This window comes from Paracoccus sp. (in: a-proteobacteria), from assembly GCF_030538755.1.
Classification (GTDB): domain Bacteria; phylum Pseudomonadota; class Alphaproteobacteria; order Rhodobacterales; family Rhodobacteraceae; genus Paracoccus.
Map to the genome: position 1 here is coordinate 129170 of NZ_JAUNTJ010000006.1, position 17781 is coordinate 146950.

A 17781-nucleotide genomic window follows, 5' to 3' on the forward strand; every position below is an offset into this window, starting at 1 on the left:
CCCGCCGCCGTTCCGGCGACTCCCCCCGCAGGATATTTGCAAACGAAAGACGGGCGCATAAAAGGGGTGCGATGTCTTTCGTTTGATAAATATCCCCGCCGGAGGCTCCTGTCCGGGCCGCCTGACCAGAGGGTGCGGGTTGTCCGCAGGGGGGCAAGGCAGGCTATTCCCATTCCAGTTCGGCATAGGCGGCGGTGGTGTCGCGGGCGAGGGTTTCGTCAAAGGTCGCCCAATCTTCTGCCATTGCTGCCAGTTGGGTGCTGATGGCCGGGACAGCGGCGGATAATGGGGTGCCTGCTGCGATCTGGTCTCGCACGGCGCTGTGCAGGGCGGTCAGAAAATCCTGCTGCGCCTGTGCCGCCTGAGGCCAGCTTGCCGCCACATCGCCATGGCCGGGCACGATCAGCGCGGGCGCGGGCGGCGGATCGTCCATCCAGCCCAGCCAGCCGTTGATCGAGCCATCTACAACTGGCGTCAGCCCGCGAAAGATCAGGTCGCCGGTGAACAGCGTGCCGGTGGTCTGGTCGTGCAGCATCAGGTCGGTGTCGGTATGCGCGGGCGGGGTGGCGGTGCAATCCAGCCCGTTGCCGCGCAGCCCCGGATGCGCGGCCAGCCAGTCGGTGCTGATTCGCGCCGACGTCGCCATGCAGGACGCCGCATCCGCAGCCTGGCCCGCCGGCAGCAGGATCGGGCCGCAATCACCGGCATTACTGGCAAGAAAATGCCCGCTATAAGACCTAAGTCGTGTTGACGGCTGTCACATGACGTTTACCCTGCTATATTGACCCGCAATGGGAGGCGTTGCGGTTTATGAAGGAGGAAAAGATCAATGGCCTGGACCAAGCCCACCCTCAAGGAAATCGCCTGCGGCATGGAAATCAACATGTATGCCCCGGCCGAGGATGAACCCGTTCTGTTCTGACCTGTTTCACCACCACACAGACAGACGGTCACGGCCCCGCCCGATCTTTCGGACGGGGCCGTTCTTACCCGAGGCTTTGATGCAGATTCTTGTTCTTGGCGCAGCGGCGGGCGGGGGCTTGCCGCAGTGGAATTGCGGCTGTGCCAATTGTGACGCCGCGCGGGCAGGGCGGATTCCGGCGCTGACGCAATCCAGCATCGCGGTCAGCGCGAATGGCGTGGATTGGGCGGTCGTCAACGCTTCGCCCGATATTCGGGCGCAGATGGCGGCCACGCCCGCGCTGCACCCCACCGGCCCGCGCGAGATGCCGCTGCAATCGGTGCTGGTCACGAATGGTGACATCGACCATGTGGCCGGGCTGCTGACCCTGCGCGAAAGCCAGCCCTTTGACCTGTTCGCCACGCCCGCGATTCATGCGGCGCTGGATGCGAACCCGATGCTGGCGGCGGTGAACCCGGCCTTTGTGCCGCGCCGGGCCGTGGCGCTGGATCAGCCCTTTGATCTGGCCCCCGGCCTGATCGCCACGATCTTTGCCGTCCCCGGCAAGGTGCCGCTGTATCTGGAGGGGGACACCGTGGACACCGGCTTGATCGGCGAAAATACCGTGGGGGTCGAGTTGAGCGCAGGCGGGCGGCGGGCGCTGTATATTCCCGGCTGTGCCGATCTGCCCGGTTGGCTGCGCGACCGGATCAGCGGTGCCGATGCGCTGTTGTTCGACGGCACGCTGTGGGATGACGATGAAATGATCCGCGCCGGTCTGGGCCAGAAAACCGGCCGCCGCATGGGCCATATGGCCGCGCAGGACAGCATCGCCGCGCTGGCCGATGTGCCGGTGACGCGGCGGATTTTCGTGCATCTGAACAATTCGAACCCGCTGGTCGATCCGGCCAGCCCGCAAACCGCGCAGGCGGCGGCCGCGGGCTGGCATATCGCCCGCGATGGTGAAAGGATCGACCTGTGACTGCCCAATCCCGCGCCGATTTCGAAGCCCGCCTGCGCGGTATCGGTGCCGCGCGCTACCATGACAAACACCCGTTCCACGCCCGGCTGCATGGCGGCGACTGCACCCCGGACGAGGTGCGGGCCTGGGTTATCAACCGCTGGATCTATCAGTCGCGCATCCCGATGAAGGACGCCGCCTTCATGTCGCGCGTCACCGACCCCGACCTGCGCCGCGCCTGGCGCAAGCGGATCGAGGATCACGATGGCGACGTCACCGAAGGCGGCGGCATCCGCCGCTGGCTGGCGCTGGCCCGTGCCGTGGGGCTGGACCCGGATTATGTGGCCAGCGGTCGCGGTGCGATGCCGGCCACGCGCTTTGCGGTAGAGGCCTATGTGCGGTTCGTGCGCGACATGCCGTTGCTGGATGCCGTGGCCGCCAGCCTGACCGAACTGTTCGCCCCCGCCATCCACGCCCAGCGGATCGAGGGGTTGCTGGCGCATTACGATTTTGCCGATGAAACGGCGCTGTCCTATTTCCGCAAACGCCTGACCGAGGCGCCCGAGGATGTGGCCTTTGGTCTGGATTATGTGCTGACCCATGCCGATACGCTGGAAAAGCAGGATGCGGCGGCGGCGGCGCTGGAATTCAAGACCGATGTGTTATGGGCGCAGCTTGATGCGCTGTGGCACGGTTATGTGGCGGGCAACATTCCGCCCGGCGCATGGCAACCGGGGCAGGGGCTGCTATGACCGCGCTGATTACCCCCGACGGCATCCCCTATCTGCCGCGCGGTGTGCGGCTGGCCGATGACCGGGTGCGCGGCATCCGCATTTTGCACGCGCCCGAACGCGCGCTGCAACTGGATGCCATCGGCGATGCGATCCTGTCGGAACTGGACGGCAGCCGCAGCCTGTCGCAGATCGCCGCCGCGCTGGCCGACCGCTATGCCGCGCCGGTGGATCAGATCACCGCCGATATGACCGATTTTCTGACCGGCCTGATCGAACGGCGCATGGTGTTTCTGAAATGAACCAGCAGTCCCGCGACATCGACGGCAATCCCGTCACCCCCGCCCTGCCGATGGCGATGCTGGCCGAGGTGACGCATCGCTGCCCCTTGGCCTGCCCCTATTGCTCGAATCCGGTGGAACTGACCCGCGCCAGTGCGGAACTGAGCGCCGATGAATGGGGCGACATCTTTCGTCAGGCCGCCGATCTGGGCGTGCTGCAAGTGCATATCTCGGGTGGCGAGCCGGGCGCGCGGCGCGATCTGGCGCAGATCGTGACCCATGCGCGCGATGCGGGGCTGTATGTGAACCTGATTACATCCGGCATCGGCATCACCCGCGCCCGGCTGGAGGAACTGGACACGGCGGGCGTCGATCATGTGCAACTGTCGCTGCAAGGTATCCGCCCCGACATGGCCGACCGCATCAGCGGCCATCCGGGATCGTGGGACAAGAAGATGGCCTTTGCCGGCTGGGTGGCCGAGATCGGCTTTCCCCTGACGCTGAACGCCGTGGTTCACCGCCAGAACATGGACCGCCTGCCCGATATGATCGCGCTGGCCGACACGCTTGGCGCGCGCCGGATCGAGGTGGCGACGGTGCAGTTCCACGGCTGGGCCGATCTGAACCGCAGCGCGCTGATGCCGACGCGGGAACAGGCGGCCTTTGCGCGGCAGGTGGTGAATGATGCGCGGCGCGATCTGCGCGGGCGCATGGTGATCGACTATGTGCCCGCCGATCACCACTCGATCTATCCCAAGGCCTGTATGGGCGGCTGGGGCTCAACCGGGCTGAATGTGACGCCCGATGGTCTGGTGCTGCCCTGCCATGCCGCGCAGACGATCCCGTGGATGCAGTTCGACAGCCTGCGCGACCGCCCCTTGGCGGACATCTGGCAGCATGGCGCGGCGTTTAACGCCTTTCGCGGCACCGCATGGATGCCCGAGCCGTGCCAGTCGTGCGACCGCAAGACGGTGGATTTCGGCGGCTGTCGCTGTCAGGCGATGGCCATGGCGGGCGATGCGCGGGCGACCGATCCGGTCTGTTCCAGATCACCGCTGCGGGCCGAAGTCATCGCGCGGGCCGAGGCAGACAGCACCGCCGCCCCGGCCGAGTTCACCTATCGGCGCATGTCCAGGGGGGGATAGATGAGTCAACATCTGCTGACCGCTGCCGCGATCCTGCTGGCCGCGCCCGCCCTGGCGCAGGATAACCCGCTGCGCCCGTCGCCGACATGGGATGACATCCGCGAATCGGTGGTCGGCCTCGACGCCCCTTTTCGCGCGCATGAAGCGGCGATCGTGCCGGTGCGCCTGACCCAGCCGGCAAAGGCCCCGCCCATCACCGCGCTGGCGCTGGTGATCGACGAAAACCCCGCGCCGGTGGCGGCCGAATACAGCTTTGGCCCGGCGCTGATGCCGCTGGATTTCGAGATGCGCGTGCGGGTGGACAGCTATTCCGATGTGCGCGCCATTGCCGAAACGCCCGACGGGCCGGTGATGGCGGGGCGTTTCGTCCGGGCCTCGGGCGGGTGTTCGGCGCCTGCGGGCAAGGATATGGCGATGGTGCGCGAAACCATGGGCCAGATGCGCTGGCGCAGCGCCCCCGATGGCGACCGCGCCATCGGCACGCTGATGATCCGCCACCCCAACTTTTCCGGGCTGCAACGCGATCAGCTGACGCTGCTGACCATCCCCGCGCATTTCATCCAGACGCTTGAGGTGAAACAGGGCGACGCCCCGCTGTTCACCATGGAGGCGGGGATTTCCGTCAGCGAAGATCCGGTGTTCCGCTTTGCCTGTCGCCCGGACGGCCAGCCGATCCATGTGCATGTCGCCGATACCAGCGGCACGATCTGGGAAGAAACCTTCACCTCCAACTAAGAGGATCAGATGACCAAACGCGCCATCATCGCCGTCGATATTCAGAACGATTACTTTCCGGGCGGCAAGTTCCCGCTGGACGGCATGGACGCCGCCGCCGCCAACGCTGCCCGCGTGATACAGGCCGGGCGTGATCGCGGCGATCTGATCGTGCATGTGCGCCACGAATTCACCGACCCCGCCGCGCCGTTCTTTCACCCCGGTTCTGACGGGGCCGAAATCAACCCCGCCGCCGCGCCGCAGGGCGACGAGGCGGTGGTGACGAAGAACAGCGTCAATGCCTTCAAGGACACCGACCTGAACCAGATCCTGCAAGATAACGGTATCGCGCAGGTGGTGATCGTCGGGGCGATGTCGCATATGTGCATCGACGCGGCCACCCGCGCCGCCGCCGATCTGGGCTATGCGACCACCGTCATCCACGACGCCTGCGCCACCCGCGATCTGGAATTTCAGGGCACCACCGTTCCCGCCGCGCAGGTCCATGCCGCCATGATGAGCGGGCTGGCCTTTGGCTATGCCACCGTCACCGACACGGGCAGCTTTACCGCAGGTTGACCGCCCGCCCTGCTGCGGCGCGATCATGCCCCTGCGTCGCATTTTCTGATTTGTGCCCTTGCCACGGGGGGCGCAGGCAATAAACTTGACCAAAACGCGGGCCGGGGAACCCGTATCACTCAGGGAGGAAACCAAGGAGATGCCGATGACCGCCGCCATGTCGCCGCCACGGATACCATCGGGCCGGGCGATGGCCGATCAGGTACGCGAAATCCTGATCGTCGATGACCACCCGCTGATGTGCGATGCGCTGGCACTGACGCTGAAGATCAGCCTGGGGTTGAAAAATGTCCGCACGGCGCGCAGCCTCGGCGCGGCGGTGGAACAGATCCGCTCGCAGGGCGCGCCCGATGCGGTGATCCTTGACCTGAACCTGCCGGATGCGCGCGGCTCGGAAGGGATCGTCACCTTGCGGCGGCAATTGCCCGATGTGCCGATCACGATGATTTCCGCCGATCTGGAATCAGCGATGATTTCGGCGGCGATGGCGGCCGGGGCGCAGGGCTATATCAGCAAATCGTTGGGGCGCGAGGCTTTGGTGGATTCGCTGCGCCGCATGTGGGATGGCGAACGGATCACGCCGGATGGCTATGAACCCGAACTGACCGATGCCGAGGATGAGGCCAAGGCCGAACTGGCCCGCCGCTTCGCCACGCTGACGCCGCAGCAGATGAAAATTCTGCGGCTGATCTGTCAGGGCAAGGCGAACAAGGAAATCAGCTATGAGCTGTCCATCGCCGAGGCGACGGTGAAAACCCACATCACCGCGATCATGTCGAAAATCAACGCTCGCCGCCGCACTCAGGCGGTGCTGCTGGCCAATTCGGTGCGTCTGTTCGAGGCGACCTGATGACCGCTGCCATGCCCGCCCCCGGCCCTGTGATGGTGCAGGTGCGGGCAGACGCCCCGGATGCGGCGGCGCAGATCGCCGCCGGGGTGGCGGGTTGCGATCCGGCGCTGGTGCTGATCTTTGGCCCGCCCGGCCCCGCGTTCGAGGCCATCGCCCACGGGTTGCGCGCGCGCCTGCCGTCGGGCTGTTCTATCGCCGGTTGTTCCTCTGCCGGGGAAATCGGGCCGCAGGGCTATGTGACCGGCTGTGTGGTGGCGGTGGCCTTTCCCTCGGCCAGTTTCCGGGCGCGGGCCTTGGTGCTGCGGGATCTGCCGCAATTGCCGGTGTCGGACTGGATGGCCGAACTGCGGCGGATGCAGGCGGCCTTTGGGGCCGATCCACGCCGGAACACCTTTGGCATCCTGCTGCCCGACGGGCTGGCGGGCAAGGAAGACGTGCTGGTCGCCACGATCGAGGCGGCGCTGCCCGCGCTGCCGGTTCTGGGCGGCTCGGCCGGGGACGGGCTGGAATTTCGCCGCACCATGCTGATCGCCGATGGTCTGGTGACGACCGATGCGGCGGTGTTTCTGATGGTCGAAACCGACCTGTCCCTGGCCGAGGTGACATTCGCGCATTTCAGCCCCTCGGATACGCTGGCGGTGGTGACGGCGGCGGTGCCCGAACAGCGGCTGATCCTTGAACTGAACGCCGAACCCGCCGCCGCCGAATATGCCCGGCTGACCGGCATCGCGCAGGCCGATCTGACCCCGACCGAATTCGCCCGGCATCCGCTGTTGCTGAAAACCGGCAAGCGGCACCATGTCCGCGCCATCAGCGGCACGACGCCGCAGGGCGGGCTGTCGCTGCTGTCGGCCATCGACACCGGTACCGTGCTGCGCCTTGGCCGGGCCGAGGATCTGATCCACGGCTTTGCCGATGCGCTGGACCGGCTGCCACGCCCGCCGCTGATGGTGCTGGGGTTCGACTGCATCCTGCGGCGGCTGGCCATCGAGCGCGCCGGGCTGACTGACGCCATGTCGGATATGTTCACCCGCTATCGCATCGCCGGGTTTTCGACCTATGGCGAACAGCACAGCGGAATGCATGTGAACCAGACCTTCGTCGGGCTGGCCTTTCTGCCGCCGCCCGATGCCGCTGATCCTGCCGGGGCATCCGATGCTGCGTGACGACGACAGCCCCGCCCGGCGCGAGGCCAAGCTGCGCCGCATCACCGATGTGCTGATCGACCGCATCGACCGGCTGGAAGAAACGCGCGGTTCGGCATGGTCGGTGTTTCAGGCCGCCATGGCGCTGGAACAAGAGGTTACGGCCCGCACCCGCCAGCTGGAACAGGCACTGGCCGATCTGTCGCAGCGCAACCGCGAACTGGCCGTGGCCCGCGCCGCCGCCGAAGAGGCCAACCGCTCTAAAACCCGGTTTCTGCGCGCTGCCAGCCATGATCTGCTGCAACCGCTGTCGGCGGCGCGGTTGTTTCTGTCGGCGCTGACCGACACCCCGATGAGCGAGGCGCAGCAGGAGCTGACCGACCGCCTGTCCGGTGCCTTTGAATCGGTCGAGGAGCTGATGCACGCCGTGCTGGACATTTCCCGGTTGGACAGCCAGCGGATCGAATTTCACCGCAAACCCGTGCGGCTGGACGATCTGCTGCGGCGTCTGGCCATCGAATATGCGCCGCTGGCCGAGGCCAAGGGCCTGTCGCTGCGATTCCCGCCGACCTCGGCCGTGGTGGACAGCGACCCGGTGTTCCTGCGCCGCATTGCGCAGAACCTTGTGTCGAATGCGATCAAATACACCGACCGGGGCGCCGTCGTGGTGGGCGTGCGCCGCCGGGGCGCGACGGCCTGGCTGGAAATCCACGACACCGGCCCCGGTATCCGCGCCGTGGACCGCAACCGCATCTTCGACGAATTTCAGCGGCTGGAAAACGATAACGGTGCCACCGGCATGGGGCTGGGCCTGTCCATCGTGCGCCGCGCCTGCGCCAAGCTGGGCCACCCGATCCGCCTGCAATCCGAACCGGGGCGCGGCACGGTGTTCCGCGTCGGGCTGCGGCTGGTCGATGATGCGGGCCAGCCCGTTCCCGCGCCTCAGCTCAATGCCCCTGACAGTCTGCGTGGGCGGGTCGTTCTGGTGATCGAAAACGACAACGGCATGTTGCGCGGCTATGAGCTGATCTTGTCGGAACGGTTGGGCATGATCCCCCGCCTTGCCAGCAGCACCGCCGAGGCTCTGGCCACCATGGGCGAAGAACCCGTGGATGTGATCGTGGCCGATTACAATCTGGACGGCGGCGATACCGGCGTGAATGCGATCACCGCCCTGCGCCGTCAGGCGGGCCATCCGATCCCCGCCGTGGTCATCACCGCCCGCCGCGACCCCGAGATCGCCCGCAGTTGTGCCGCCATGGGCGTGCCGGTGATTGAAAAGCCGGTCCGCACGGTCGATCTGCAACAAGTGCTGGAACAGGTGCTGGCGTGACGTTTGCGACAAGCGGCTGGCCTGTGCGCGGCGGGGCTTGCGGTGCCGGGGCCGCCACGCGAACCTGCGGGCAGGAGGAACGGGCATGCACTGATGAAATCCCTGCTGCTGGCGGTCGTGCTGGCCTGCGGCTGTGGTGCCGCCCATGCGGGCGAGGCGGGTGATACTGTCTTTGCCGAACGCGGGCCGTGGGCTTTGGGCGACCGGGTGTTGTCATGGCAGATGACCGTGGATGGCCCGCAGGCCGAGGGTTTTCAGCCGGTCAGCGATGGCGCGCTGGACGTGGCGCAGATCACCGACCCGTCGGATGGCCAGCTGGTGCTGCAACTGACCGTGCAGGATGGCGGGCGTGATCGCCGGATCGGCCCGTTCCCGGTATCCGCCGGTGATCCGGTGCTGACATGGTTTCTGGAACAGACCGCCCGCGACATGTCGAACCTGACCGGTGGCAGCCCGTTTTACATCCGCAACCGGATCAAGGATGCGCTGCTCCGGGGCGGCAGCCTGACCCGCGACGGCGATGGTGGCGTGGCCGTGTTCCAGCCCTTTGCCCATGATCCGAACGCCGCGCGGATGCACGGATTCCAGACCCTGACCTTTGAGGTCGAGGACGGCCCCGACCCGATCCGCCGTATGAGCGCCGTGACCAAGGCCGAGATCTTGTGTTTCTGACTCTGCGATTGCGTTCCGCAATCGCCGGGGGGCTGTCTGCCCCCCATGTTCGGCGGGGGAAAGGTCCGCCGGACCTTTCCCTTTATCCGCCTCACCCCCCCCGAGGATATTTTCAGACCAAAGATGGGGCTGGTATTCGCTGTTACGGTTTGCCACATCTCGGGCATCAGTCTGAGGGGACCCTTTCATGAGCTTTGACCGCCGCATCAAGATTGCTCCGTCCATCCTGTCCGCTGATTTCGCCGATTTCGGCCGCGAGATTCAGGCGATCGAGGCGCAGGGGGCCGATTGGGTTCATGTGGATGTGATGGACGGGCATTTCGTGCCGAACCTGACCTTTGGCCCGCCCGCCGTTGCGGCGTTCCGGCGCCATGTCGGCACGGTGATGGATGTGCATCTGATGATCGCGCCGGTTGACCCTTATATTCAGGCTTTTGCCGATGCGGGGGCCAATATCATCACCGCGCATATCGAGGCCGGGCCGCATATTCACCGCACCTTGCAGGCGATCCGGGCGACCGGCAAGAAGGCCGGGGTGGCGCTGAACCCCGGCACTCCGGCCGATGCGGTGGCGCATGTGCTGGACCTGGCGGATCTGGTTTGCGTGATGACGGTGAACCCCGGTTTCGGTGGGCAGAAATTCATCGACATGACCGACAAGGTGCGCCGCCTGCGCCAGCTGATCGGCGACCGCCCCGTGCATATCGAGATCGACGGCGGCGTTGACCCGACCACCGCGCCGATGCTGGCTGCGGCGGGGGCTGACGTGCTGGTGGCTGGCTCGGCGGTGTTCCGGGGCGGCTCGGTCGCCGATCCGGCGCCTTATGGCGACAACATCGCCGCGATCCGCCGCGCCGCCGAGGGGGCGCTGGTTTGACGGCGGGGCAGGGGGAGGGTGCAGATTTCCGGCACCTGCATCCGCCCGCTTGACAAGGCACCCGCTGTGCGGCAAACAGCCCGCCTGTGGGGCCGTAGCTCAGTTGGTAGAGCGCGTCGTTCGCAATGACGAGGCCAGGGGTTCGATTCCCCTCGGCTCCACCAATCATTCCCATGAGAAATTTTTTCTAGAAAAATCAGTGGGATGGCGGCGTTCTAGGCGGATTTCACGATCTTGAAAGACCAACTGGAAAGACCAATCGAAAGACCAAGTTGAGTCGGACGGGTCAGCTTGCGACTTCTTGCGCCCGCTTTCGGTCTTCCGTCCATGAGCCCGAGGCTTCGACGCCAGCCGCCTTTAGGTCCCTAACGTATTTCCGCATCCGGGTCAGGGTAAGAGAGCTTACTCCGATGATGCTGGGTCCGTCCTGCATAGAGAAGGCCCACTTGGTCCCCTCAATATGCGAGTTCCAGACTTCCCGCCATGCAGCGTCCAGCCGGTCGGCGTCGGATTGGACTACAGGGGCCCTTGCGGCAACCGTGCGGGAAGCTTCAGCTAGCGCAGCGTCCCTTAGGAGGCCCGTAAGCATAGACGCTACGTCCGCGTAGGTGCTGCCTGAGGACGCCTTAGCAATGGCTTCCTTGATCGTGCTGGCGAGTTCTTCCCGCGCCATCTTCGGGGTTGTGATCTTCAGTTGAATTTCCGCAGTGGGGGTCATCATGGGTGCTGTTCCTTGTTGATTGGTTGGTGTGGACGTTCCCGCTCATGTCAGCCGCCCCTAAGGGGATCGTACCGTCACCTCAGGTGCCTCTTGCGTCCACCATCGGGGGACAAGAACGGCATGAGAAGAAGACCCCCCGCTTGAAGCGACGATGAGGCCGGGACGATCTGATTGGAGCGGCTGACAAGAGCGGGAGGGCTCATGCAGCGATAGAGGATGAATTTTGCATAGGTGGAAGGGCGAGAGAATTTCCCCCGCCCGTCCCGTTGTCAGTGTGGACCTTCTGTCCCTTGGTCAGTCGAAGTAGACGACCCCAAGGCGAACAGCCGCCCCGAAGCCAATCTCTCCGTAGACCGGATGCTTGATGGTCCATTCGCGGCGTTGCTCGTCATAGCGCACGGCCTTGCGCTCCTGCTCCCGCATCCCCTCAATCAGATGCCCAAACCCCTCGGGGTCCTTTGAGGGCATCTGTTCAAGGCGGTTGAGGGAGAGGTGCCCAAGTTCTAGCAACTGCTGCGTGTCCCCTGCCACGACTGCTTGCCGCGCTCTGCGGAGTTCGTGGTCGGTAAGCGTAGCCTCCAAGCCCCCTACGGAGGTCTTGATTGCTGCCAGTTTGTCGTTCGCCTGAGCGACATAGCCCGCCACCACGCGCTGAACGGCCTCCTCGGAGACCCCCTCAGGCAACGTGTCGAGGTCGGGCAGTTCGCCGCTTTCCACTGTGGAGTTCATCAGTCCGTCCACTACAGCCCCCCCGACAATCCGGTCGGCTTGTTGCAGGGCTTGGCTGGCGGCTTCCACAGCGGACTTGCGGGCAAGGTAGTCAGGGGCGGCGTTGGCCTCCTGTTTTCCTTGTCCGTCTGCTTTACCTTCCGGGCCCTCGGCTTTGGAGGTCGAGGCATCTTTCCCGGAAGGCTGATTAAAACCCGTGGAGGTTCCTTTGCGGTCCCACGGGGTAGGTTGTCCGGGTTCCCACCCTTGCGGCAGGACCCCACCGGCAATGGCTGCCCCAATGGGGGTGATACCCATTCCTGGGATTGCCACGTGACCGGCAGGCGTAGGAGTGCTGACTTGGACTTGACCCCGGTGCAGGGGCTTTGAGGTCATCTGTCCGTCATGGTATGACACTTCCGTCTTGCGCATATCTTGGATGTGGATTTGCGGACCTTGGGGGCGGTTAGATCGGCTGTCTAACTGGATCGTCAGGGCCTTGAGGCGGTCCTGATCCACTGGCCCGTTCAGGTCAACGCTAGTGAAATTACTCATGTCTGTGTGTCTCCGTTCTTTTCGGTGTGTTGGGGATATGCAGTAGGGGCGCTGGTGAGGCGCAGTTCGCGCTTGAGGCGCGGCTAGGGGCGCTGGGAGGGCGTCAGGACGGGCCTCTTGACGTCCGTCCACCAATCCCCCACAGGTTCCCTTCCGGCTTCCCTAAGGTCCATGTAGCGGGCCCTCATGGCCGCAATGGTCGGGGTGTCTACGCTGGTTGCTTCAGAGATTTCGGGCAGGCTGAACAACCACGCTCGGGACGTGTTCAGTTCCCCATGGCCTAGATAGCGAACCATGCGCCAAGCCTTGTTCAGCTTGTCCTGAAGGTCTTGGATCATCCGCTGGTTTTGGGTCGGCGGACGCTTACGGGTGCGCTGTGATGCCTTGCGGCGGGGAGCGGCTGTAGGTTTCTCAGTCATAGACCTACCAGCAAAGCCTCAGCGCCAATCTGCGGAGGGAGGCCGTACACTCTCCGGTCATGCGGAGGGCGGTACTTGCGGAAGTGGATAGACCTTCCTTCGGTTTCGGAGGCCGTGAGACCAGCCCAGCGGTGCAGAGGCATGGGATCGAAACACAAGGTCGCGCCTCGCCAAGCGTAGAGGAGCGCCGCTGGGTCTGCGCCGTTGCGGATCAGCTTGCGGGCCTGAGTACAGAGGCTCTCAGAGCCGGTCAGGTCTAAGTGGATCGCGGGGGCTGCGGTCATCAGTTCAGCCGGCGCTTTACGTGGATGCCGGGGAAACCTCCGGTAACTGCCCATACTGAACCGTCAGCTTCGTTGACGATCTCAGCGCCTTGTAGGCGGGCTTGTTCAATGGCGGCGTCCAATGCTGCGGCCTTCTGAGCGGCTGTCATGGGACGGGGGATGGTGTAGGCGTAGTCTTCATGGGACATGGACAGGTCGGTCCTGTGTTTATGTTGAGGGGGAGGAGGGTTAGAACGATTGTGTTCTTTAGTAGGGGGAATTGGCCCCTCCTTCTGAAGTGAGGGGTATTCCCCTTCCCCGCCTCCCTCTGGGATCAGACCTGTCAGCCCTCAGGTTAGCTTGCGGAGGTTTCCCGAGGGATGCTTCGTCCGAGCAACTCGGAAAGCTTCAAAAGCGCCCATTGGGTATACCTGTCGGCCTCCTCATGGAAACCCTGCGCCCGAAGTTCTGCGGATTGGTAGGCGAGTTCTCCGGCTGTCTTCGCGGCCTGCATGGCGTTGAAGTCTTTCCGGCTGAGGCCCTTCGCGTCGGCGGCGTCCCGGAGGAGGTCCGCGCAGGCGACAAGGTGCTGGGTGATCGTGACCGGCGGCTCAGAGGCGGGAGCGACGGAAAGGCTCTGCTGATGCTGATGCATGGGTGTCCCTCTAGGTTCCTTGGGTGTGACTGTTATGGAGGTTACGGGCGGGTGGCTCTGCGGCCTTCCTTGGGTCCCGTAAGACCCTCATACCCTGCCGGAATTTCTATGTAAACCTTTGATTTAGTTGCACTATAGGAGACTATCGGACTAGGTCTAAGTTCTGCAAGAAAGGCTGCGGAGGCGCTGGGAGGCTAAACACGTGGCCTGCCCTGCCTTCCCCCGAGGTCCCGTAAAGGGAGCGTACGGGTTCTGTCGGGAGACCAAAGGGATTGTTTCGGGGAGACCGAGGAGCGTAACAGGGACATGCAATAAGAAGCCATGCACTAAACGCGTAGCTTCGACCTAAATCAGAAAAAGACAGATAGGAGGCATACTCCTGCGTCATACCTCAGACCATCTTGCAAGTGCCGCCTCTGCCCCTGCCGGGTCTGCCTTGATCCTCAGCACGGTCTGCCTAGACAGGCCTGCCGCCCTAGCAATCTCAGTCGTCCCGCTAGTCCCCCCAGCGATCATGTTAAGAACCACGTCAAGCGCCTTCCGGTCATACGCGGGTTTCCTGCCGCGAAACTTGGAGGCGTCCTTCTTCGCTTCCTCAATCCCTGCCCGCTGCGCCTCCTTTGTTGCCTCTGCCTGCGCCTGAGCCGTTGCAGCCATGAACGCAATGAGCGCATCCCGGACGGCCTGTTGAATGGGGTCTTTCGTGGCCCCGTCAAAGGTCATGCCGTTGATGACGGTCCTGATGACCACTCCTCGGCGCATGAGGTCACGTATCGTGTCCGTCACGTCCGCATAATTCCTGCCCAGCCGGTCCACCCAGCGCACTACCAGCGTGTCCCCTGAGCGGAGCATGTCAAAGAGCCTACGGCCCTCAGGGCGTTCCCGTAGCGTGGTCGAGACCCCGGAAACCCCTTGATCGGAGATCACCTCGTCAATCTTGAAGCCTGCCGCCTCGGCTTGGGTCTTCTGATGTGAAAGGGTCTGATCTGCGGTGGAGACACGGGCATAGAGGATCGTTCTGGACATGTGATGTACAAGCTCCTGAAGGTGTCTGTAAGGGTACTGTCCGATGACTATCATGTCCGAAAATAAGGATCAACCCTTACGGACAGCCGTTGAGCGCAGGCAGGGAGTGTCCGCTAAAGTATACCCTAACGGTCTATTGAGCCTTGGAGGGTGTGAGACTGCTTGGCTTGGCTTGCTTAAGGGGCGAGAGGTCCGCACAAGGGAGAGGAGGTCGAGGTTGCACCTCCGAGGGACGCCCATTCCTCTGCCGGTCTCCCCGGGTGCCCGCAGGGCATGTAACAAGACCCCATGGGGGGTATGCGCGGTAGCAATTCCCGTCGAGGCAAGACTTCAGATTTTTTCGTCAAATACTTGGGGGATGTTTGGGCTGGGTCTAGGTCCTGCCTGCTACTCCGGGGAGGAGGCTAGACCATAAAGGAGCCTGTTAGATGGAAGGGGGAAGACGTACTCCGCCTCACTGTCCCTTGAGGGCATGTCTACCAACCCGAAGACATTGAACAGGTTTAACCTAAAGGAAGATGTTTAGGGAGCCTCAGGGCTGTAGTGAGGGGTTATTCTCCTCCCTCCTACTTCCTCCCCCTTCCCTCACGTCCATGTCCAGTCCATTGACCAGAACATGCAGAGCTAACCTTAGGTGTAACCTTAAGGGATATGTCTAGGGGGGCCTCCCGTTCTGGAGTAGGGGGTAATTCAATCTGGCCTTCTTTCAGATGGCTAGGAGCAGAGGCAGAGGCAGAGGCAGAGGGGATTCCCCCACCCGCAACGGAGTAGGCCAAGCCCCCGCTCTAAGATGCCCAAAGAGTGTACGGCCTCCCCCTCAGGAAGCCCTTAGCGTCCTCTCAGGTCCCAGCACAGCCGGAATGACGTAGCGGGCCTGTACGGGGCCCCTGAGGGCACTAGGGAATATCCTGAGGAGCGGGGGCAGTCCGAGGCGCTGGGAGGCGTCCCCGCTGCCTGAGTTGCCCGGAGAGTGTACGGCCTCCCCCTCAGGACGCCCGTTAGCTGCGCCCGAGGGTTCAGGGTGCCGGGAAGACCCAACGCCCCGTACTGGCTCGTCAGATCAGGGCTTGCCGGGCAACCGGGACCGACAAAGCCCATGATCAGCGTTTTCTGAGGTCAATGTCCGGCGCGGCGTATAGCAGTTGCTTCATAGCTTCGCGGTCTTCGGAAACAATCCGCCTCATTAGGTCAACTGCACGATCGACTGCTTCTTCTTGTATCGCGTCAAGGGAAGCTTTCCGGTCGCTAGGGATAAACAAATTTATCGTTGCCGCAGGCCCGAGGTTTGACCCGTCAATACTGGAAACCCCTAGGGCCACGTTGACAGAAAAACCGGAATCCTCGCCTCCCTCATAAGTGATCCCGTAAACATCGACCTGAGTAACACGGCGCTCGTCAAAATACCCCATCCATCCATTCCTTTGATTCAGCGGATATTCGTGCAGCTTACGGAAGGTTTTTCGCTGAAGGAAGCCTGACGCTCTCCACAAGGTCCCGCCTCTGCCTTTCGGAAGCCTGCCCGGTGTACCCAAGCGTCACCTTGTCCCGCCCCTCTGGCACATGCCCCAAGACCTCCTGAAGCGTTTCCAAGGGGTGCCCGTTATGGCGGGCCTGTTGGGCGAACCAACGGCGGGCGGAGTGGAAATTGACAAGGGACCTGCGCCGTCCCTCTGCCTTGTCGTCAACGCCTGCGGCTTCCCGATAGCGTTTGAAGCGTTTGCCGAAGGTGTCGCTAGGTGTTTCGAGGGAGGCCAGATCCGTGAAGACCGGATCGGTAGACTTCTTATCCTTGGTCAGCTTGGCAAAGATCGGCACAAGGGCGGAGTGCATTGGAACGTCCCGGACTGCTGCATCCGTCTTCCCGGCTGTCACCTTGATCCACTTCCCGTCTATAACGTCCGCGACGGTAAGGCTCACGACCTCAGCTTGACGGAGACCGGAGAGGAGGGAGATTGTCAGCACGTCCAAAAGGTCAGGCACAAGCTTTGCGTTGAAGCTTTCCCGCGCTGGTCCATACAGGAGGGCTTGGACCTCCTCGGCGGTGAAGGGCCGCTCCTCGGCGTTCCCCTGCGTTCCCCTGCCCGCCCCGTTAGACCTCCTACGGGTGCTAATTTGGTCTGTCCAAGGGTTTCCGTTGGGGTCCCCTGCGGGCGGCGTGACATGCCCTCGGCGGATCAGGAAGGCCCAATAATCGGTCAGAGCGGTAAGGTGCTTCCGGGCCGTAGCGGGGTCCCGGTCTTGCAGTTTGGCTGCCACGTACTTTCCGGCAGCGCGTCGGGTCACGTCAGGGAGTGTGAGGCGTTCCTGAGCGGCCCACTCTGCAAACTGACGAATGAGGCCCCGCCTTTCGTTGATGGTCTTGGGGCGGAGGTCGCTGCGAAAGGCCGCATAATCGTCCGTAAAGGCGTCTACAGACTCATGCCCATGCAAGGCGTTGAGGTACGCTTCCCGGTCTTTTTCCGGGAGGCTGTCAGCTTGATCGTCCGCGATCATGGCAAGCTGAACGGCGCGGGAAATATCAGGCAGAGGCCCCGGCCTGCCTTCCCGCTCGGCCTTGGCAATCTCCTCCCGCATGGTTCTGCCTAGATCGGAGGAGCTTTGCGCAACGCCGTGGACCGACTTACCGGAGGCCAGCAAGGCGTATTCTTCCGTCGTCTGCGCCTCCAAGGCGTCACGGGTCTTCTGAGCGGCCCTTACGTCCCCCGTGCCAGTGCTTTCGGTGATCGCAGTCTTGCCCCCGTAGTGCCGCCTCAGGGGCTTGGGAATGGGCCTCTTGAACCACCACGTTTGTCCCTTCAGGGTGAGGAGGCGCATAGGCCCTCCCCTTGCCCGTCTTGCTGTTCTTCGTGCTGTTGCCATTACCTGAAAGACCAACCCGAAAGACCAATTCAGGCTGAACAATACCTAGCGATTACAGCAATTTCAAGGCATTATGAGAGAGTATCGGAGCCTCCCCTCGGCTCCACCAGTCCATTAGATTAGGTGCTTTCAAGGGGTTGGGTCGCTTGCGGCGCGGTCCTGCTTGTCCTTCGGCATGGGCCTGAAGCTGGTCCCATAGGTCGCGGTTCTTTCTGGTTCTTCGCCAGCCCTTTTCTTTCCGCTGGACAAGCCAGGCATTCATTCCGTTCGGGATAGGAGGCATCGCATGGATTGATCGGTTCGTCGGTCTTATTGTCCAGCACCTTGTATCGGCTCTGTTGCACAAATCGGCTGGTGTCCGGGGTTCTCCTTTCCCCGGACAGACT

The 17781-nt window shown here is 63.5% G+C and carries 20 protein-coding genes and 1 tRNA gene; 13 read left to right on the top strand and 8 right to left on the bottom strand.

The window, feature by feature from the left end; translation table 11 throughout:
• Nucleotides 1–163 precede the first annotated feature (163 nt).
• Nucleotides 164–646: an MBL fold metallo-hydrolase gene (locus Q4G14_RS05830; RefSeq protein ID WP_303360794.1), complete on the bottom strand. Its 483-nt coding sequence runs from the start codon at nt 644–646 to the stop codon at nt 164–166.
• Between the two features lie 183 nt (nt 647–829).
• Between Q4G14_RS05830 and pqqA the strand changes: the two genes are divergently transcribed.
• From pqqA to Q4G14_RS05895, 13 genes are all read left to right on the top strand, one after another.
• Nucleotides 830–922: a pyrroloquinoline quinone precursor peptide PqqA gene (pqqA, locus tag Q4G14_RS05835; protein WP_076522366.1), complete on the top strand. Its 93-nt coding sequence runs from the start codon at nt 830–832 to the stop codon at nt 920–922.
• Nucleotides 923–1001: 79 nt separating this feature from the next.
• Nucleotides 1002–1883, top strand: a complete 882-nt coding sequence (gene pqqB / locus Q4G14_RS05840) for a pyrroloquinoline quinone biosynthesis protein PqqB (RefSeq protein ID WP_303360795.1) — start codon at nt 1002–1004, stop codon at nt 1881–1883.
• Nucleotides 1880–2614, top strand: coding sequence for a pyrroloquinoline-quinone synthase PqqC (pqqC, locus tag Q4G14_RS05845; protein ID WP_303360796.1), 735 nt, complete (start codon nt 1880–1882; stop codon nt 2612–2614). Before pqqB ends, pqqC begins: the two co-directional genes overlap by 4 nt.
• Nucleotides 2611–2895, top strand: coding sequence for a pyrroloquinoline quinone biosynthesis peptide chaperone PqqD (pqqD, locus tag Q4G14_RS05850; protein ID WP_303360797.1), 285 nt, complete (start codon nt 2611–2613; stop codon nt 2893–2895). Before pqqC ends, pqqD begins: the two co-directional genes overlap by 4 nt.
• Complete coding sequence (pqqE, locus tag Q4G14_RS05855) at nt 2892–4019, top strand: pyrroloquinoline quinone biosynthesis protein PqqE (RefSeq protein ID WP_303360798.1); 1128 nt, start codon at nt 2892–2894, stop codon at nt 4017–4019. Before pqqD ends, pqqE begins: the two co-directional genes overlap by 4 nt.
• Complete coding sequence (locus Q4G14_RS05860) at nt 4020–4754, top strand: quinoprotein dehydrogenase-associated SoxYZ-like carrier (RefSeq protein WP_303360799.1); 735 nt, start codon at nt 4020–4022, stop codon at nt 4752–4754.
• 9 nt (nt 4755–4763) lie between these two features.
• Nucleotides 4764–5312: a cysteine hydrolase family protein gene (locus tag Q4G14_RS05865; protein WP_303360800.1), complete on the top strand. Its 549-nt coding sequence runs from the start codon at nt 4764–4766 to the stop codon at nt 5310–5312.
• A 157-nt stretch (nt 5313–5469) separates the two neighbouring features.
• Entirely contained in the window at nt 5470–6162 is a 693-nt protein-coding gene (locus Q4G14_RS05870; protein WP_303360817.1) for a response regulator transcription factor, read from the top strand.
• On the top strand, nt 6162–7328 hold the full coding sequence (locus Q4G14_RS05875) for an FIST N-terminal domain-containing protein (RefSeq protein ID WP_303360801.1): 1167 nt from the start codon (nt 6162–6164) through the stop codon (nt 7326–7328). Before Q4G14_RS05870 ends, Q4G14_RS05875 begins: the two co-directional genes overlap by 1 nt.
• Nucleotides 7291–8640 (top strand): hybrid sensor histidine kinase/response regulator, encoded by a 1350-nt coding sequence (locus Q4G14_RS05880; RefSeq protein WP_303360802.1) that lies wholly within the window; start codon nt 7291–7293, stop codon nt 8638–8640. Before Q4G14_RS05875 ends, Q4G14_RS05880 begins: the two co-directional genes overlap by 38 nt.
• Nucleotides 8641–8733: 93 nt before the next feature.
• On the top strand, nt 8734–9312 hold the full coding sequence (locus tag Q4G14_RS05885) for a hypothetical protein (protein ID WP_303360803.1): 579 nt from the start codon (nt 8734–8736) through the stop codon (nt 9310–9312).
• Between the two features lie 187 nt (nt 9313–9499).
• Entirely contained in the window at nt 9500–10189 is a 690-nt protein-coding gene (gene rpe / locus Q4G14_RS05890) for a ribulose-phosphate 3-epimerase (RefSeq protein ID WP_303360804.1), read from the top strand.
• 88 nt (nt 10190–10277) lie between these two features.
• Nucleotides 10278–10353, top strand: a tRNA-Ala gene (locus tag Q4G14_RS05895).
• A gap of 122 nt (nt 10354–10475) precedes the next feature.
• On the opposite strand, the gene Q4G14_RS05900 is transcribed toward Q4G14_RS05895, so the two are convergent.
• From Q4G14_RS05900 to Q4G14_RS05930, 7 genes are all read right to left on the bottom strand, one after another.
• The gene (locus Q4G14_RS05900; protein WP_303360805.1) at nt 10476–10910 is read right to left on the bottom strand and encodes a hypothetical protein; all 435 of its coding nucleotides are present in this window, start codon (nt 10908–10910) and stop codon (nt 10476–10478) included.
• 294 nt (nt 10911–11204) lie between these two features.
• Nucleotides 11205–12173: a hypothetical protein gene (locus Q4G14_RS05905; protein ID WP_303360806.1), complete on the bottom strand. Its 969-nt coding sequence runs from the start codon at nt 12171–12173 to the stop codon at nt 11205–11207.
• 702 nt (nt 12174–12875) lie between these two features.
• Nucleotides 12876–13064, bottom strand: a complete 189-nt coding sequence (locus Q4G14_RS05910) for a hypothetical protein (protein WP_303360807.1) — start codon at nt 13062–13064, stop codon at nt 12876–12878.
• A gap of 146 nt (nt 13065–13210) precedes the next feature.
• On the bottom strand, nt 13211–13510 hold the full coding sequence (locus Q4G14_RS05915) for a hypothetical protein (protein ID WP_303360808.1): 300 nt from the start codon (nt 13508–13510) through the stop codon (nt 13211–13213).
• Nucleotides 13511–13894: 384 nt separating this feature from the next.
• A complete protein-coding gene (locus Q4G14_RS05920) occupies nt 13895–14536 on the bottom strand; it encodes a recombinase family protein (protein WP_303360809.1) in 642 nt (213 codons plus the stop codon).
• Between the two features lie 1100 nt (nt 14537–15636).
• Nucleotides 15637–15945, bottom strand: coding sequence for a hypothetical protein (locus Q4G14_RS05925; protein ID WP_303360810.1), 309 nt, complete (start codon nt 15943–15945; stop codon nt 15637–15639).
• A gap of 37 nt (nt 15946–15982) precedes the next feature.
• Nucleotides 15983–17350 (bottom strand): tyrosine-type recombinase/integrase, encoded by a 1368-nt coding sequence (locus Q4G14_RS05930; RefSeq protein ID WP_303360811.1) that lies wholly within the window; start codon nt 17348–17350, stop codon nt 15983–15985.
• Nucleotides 17351–17781 lie beyond the last annotated feature (431 nt).

Bases quoted from the DNA above. Each gene is read 5' to 3' on its own strand.
- Q4G14_RS05830 (WP_303360794.1), bottom strand. From the start codon at position 646: ATGGCGACGTCGGCGCGAATCAGCACCGACTGGCTGGCCGCGCATCCG.
- pqqA (WP_076522366.1), top strand. From the start codon at position 830: ATGGCCTGGACCAAGCCCACCCTCAAGGAAATCGCCTGCGGCATGGAA.
- pqqB (WP_303360795.1), top strand. From the start codon at position 1,002: ATGCAGATTCTTGTTCTTGGCGCAGCGGCGGGCGGGGGCTTGCCGCAG.
- pqqD (WP_303360797.1), top strand. From the start codon at position 2,611: ATGACCGCGCTGATTACCCCCGACGGCATCCCCTATCTGCCGCGCGGT.
- pqqE (WP_303360798.1), top strand. From the start codon at position 2,892: ATGAACCAGCAGTCCCGCGACATCGACGGCAATCCCGTCACCCCCGCC.
- Q4G14_RS05860 (WP_303360799.1), top strand. From the start codon at position 4,020: ATGAGTCAACATCTGCTGACCGCTGCCGCGATCCTGCTGGCCGCGCCC.
- Q4G14_RS05865 (WP_303360800.1), top strand. From the start codon at position 4,764: ATGACCAAACGCGCCATCATCGCCGTCGATATTCAGAACGATTACTTT.
- Q4G14_RS05870 (WP_303360817.1), top strand. From the start codon at position 5,470: ATGTCGCCGCCACGGATACCATCGGGCCGGGCGATGGCCGATCAGGTA.
- Q4G14_RS05875 (WP_303360801.1), top strand. From the start codon at position 6,162: ATGACCGCTGCCATGCCCGCCCCCGGCCCTGTGATGGTGCAGGTGCGG.
- Q4G14_RS05880 (WP_303360802.1), top strand. From the start codon at position 7,291: ATGCCGCTGATCCTGCCGGGGCATCCGATGCTGCGTGACGACGACAGC.
- Q4G14_RS05885 (WP_303360803.1), top strand. From the start codon at position 8,734: ATGAAATCCCTGCTGCTGGCGGTCGTGCTGGCCTGCGGCTGTGGTGCC.
- rpe (WP_303360804.1), top strand. From the start codon at position 9,500: ATGAGCTTTGACCGCCGCATCAAGATTGCTCCGTCCATCCTGTCCGCT.
- Q4G14_RS05900 (WP_303360805.1), bottom strand. From the start codon at position 10,910: ATGATGACCCCCACTGCGGAAATTCAACTGAAGATCACAACCCCGAAG.
- Q4G14_RS05905 (WP_303360806.1), bottom strand. From the start codon at position 12,173: ATGAGTAATTTCACTAGCGTTGACCTGAACGGGCCAGTGGATCAGGAC.
- Q4G14_RS05910 (WP_303360807.1), bottom strand. From the start codon at position 13,064: ATGTCCCATGAAGACTACGCCTACACCATCCCCCGTCCCATGACAGCC.
- Q4G14_RS05915 (WP_303360808.1), bottom strand. From the start codon at position 13,510: ATGCATCAGCATCAGCAGAGCCTTTCCGTCGCTCCCGCCTCTGAGCCG.
- Q4G14_RS05920 (WP_303360809.1), bottom strand. From the start codon at position 14,536: ATGTCCAGAACGATCCTCTATGCCCGTGTCTCCACCGCAGATCAGACC.
- Q4G14_RS05925 (WP_303360810.1), bottom strand. From the start codon at position 15,945: ATGGGGTATTTTGACGAGCGCCGTGTTACTCAGGTCGATGTTTACGGG.
- Q4G14_RS05930 (WP_303360811.1), bottom strand. From the start codon at position 17,350: ATGCGCCTCCTCACCCTGAAGGGACAAACGTGGTGGTTCAAGAGGCCC.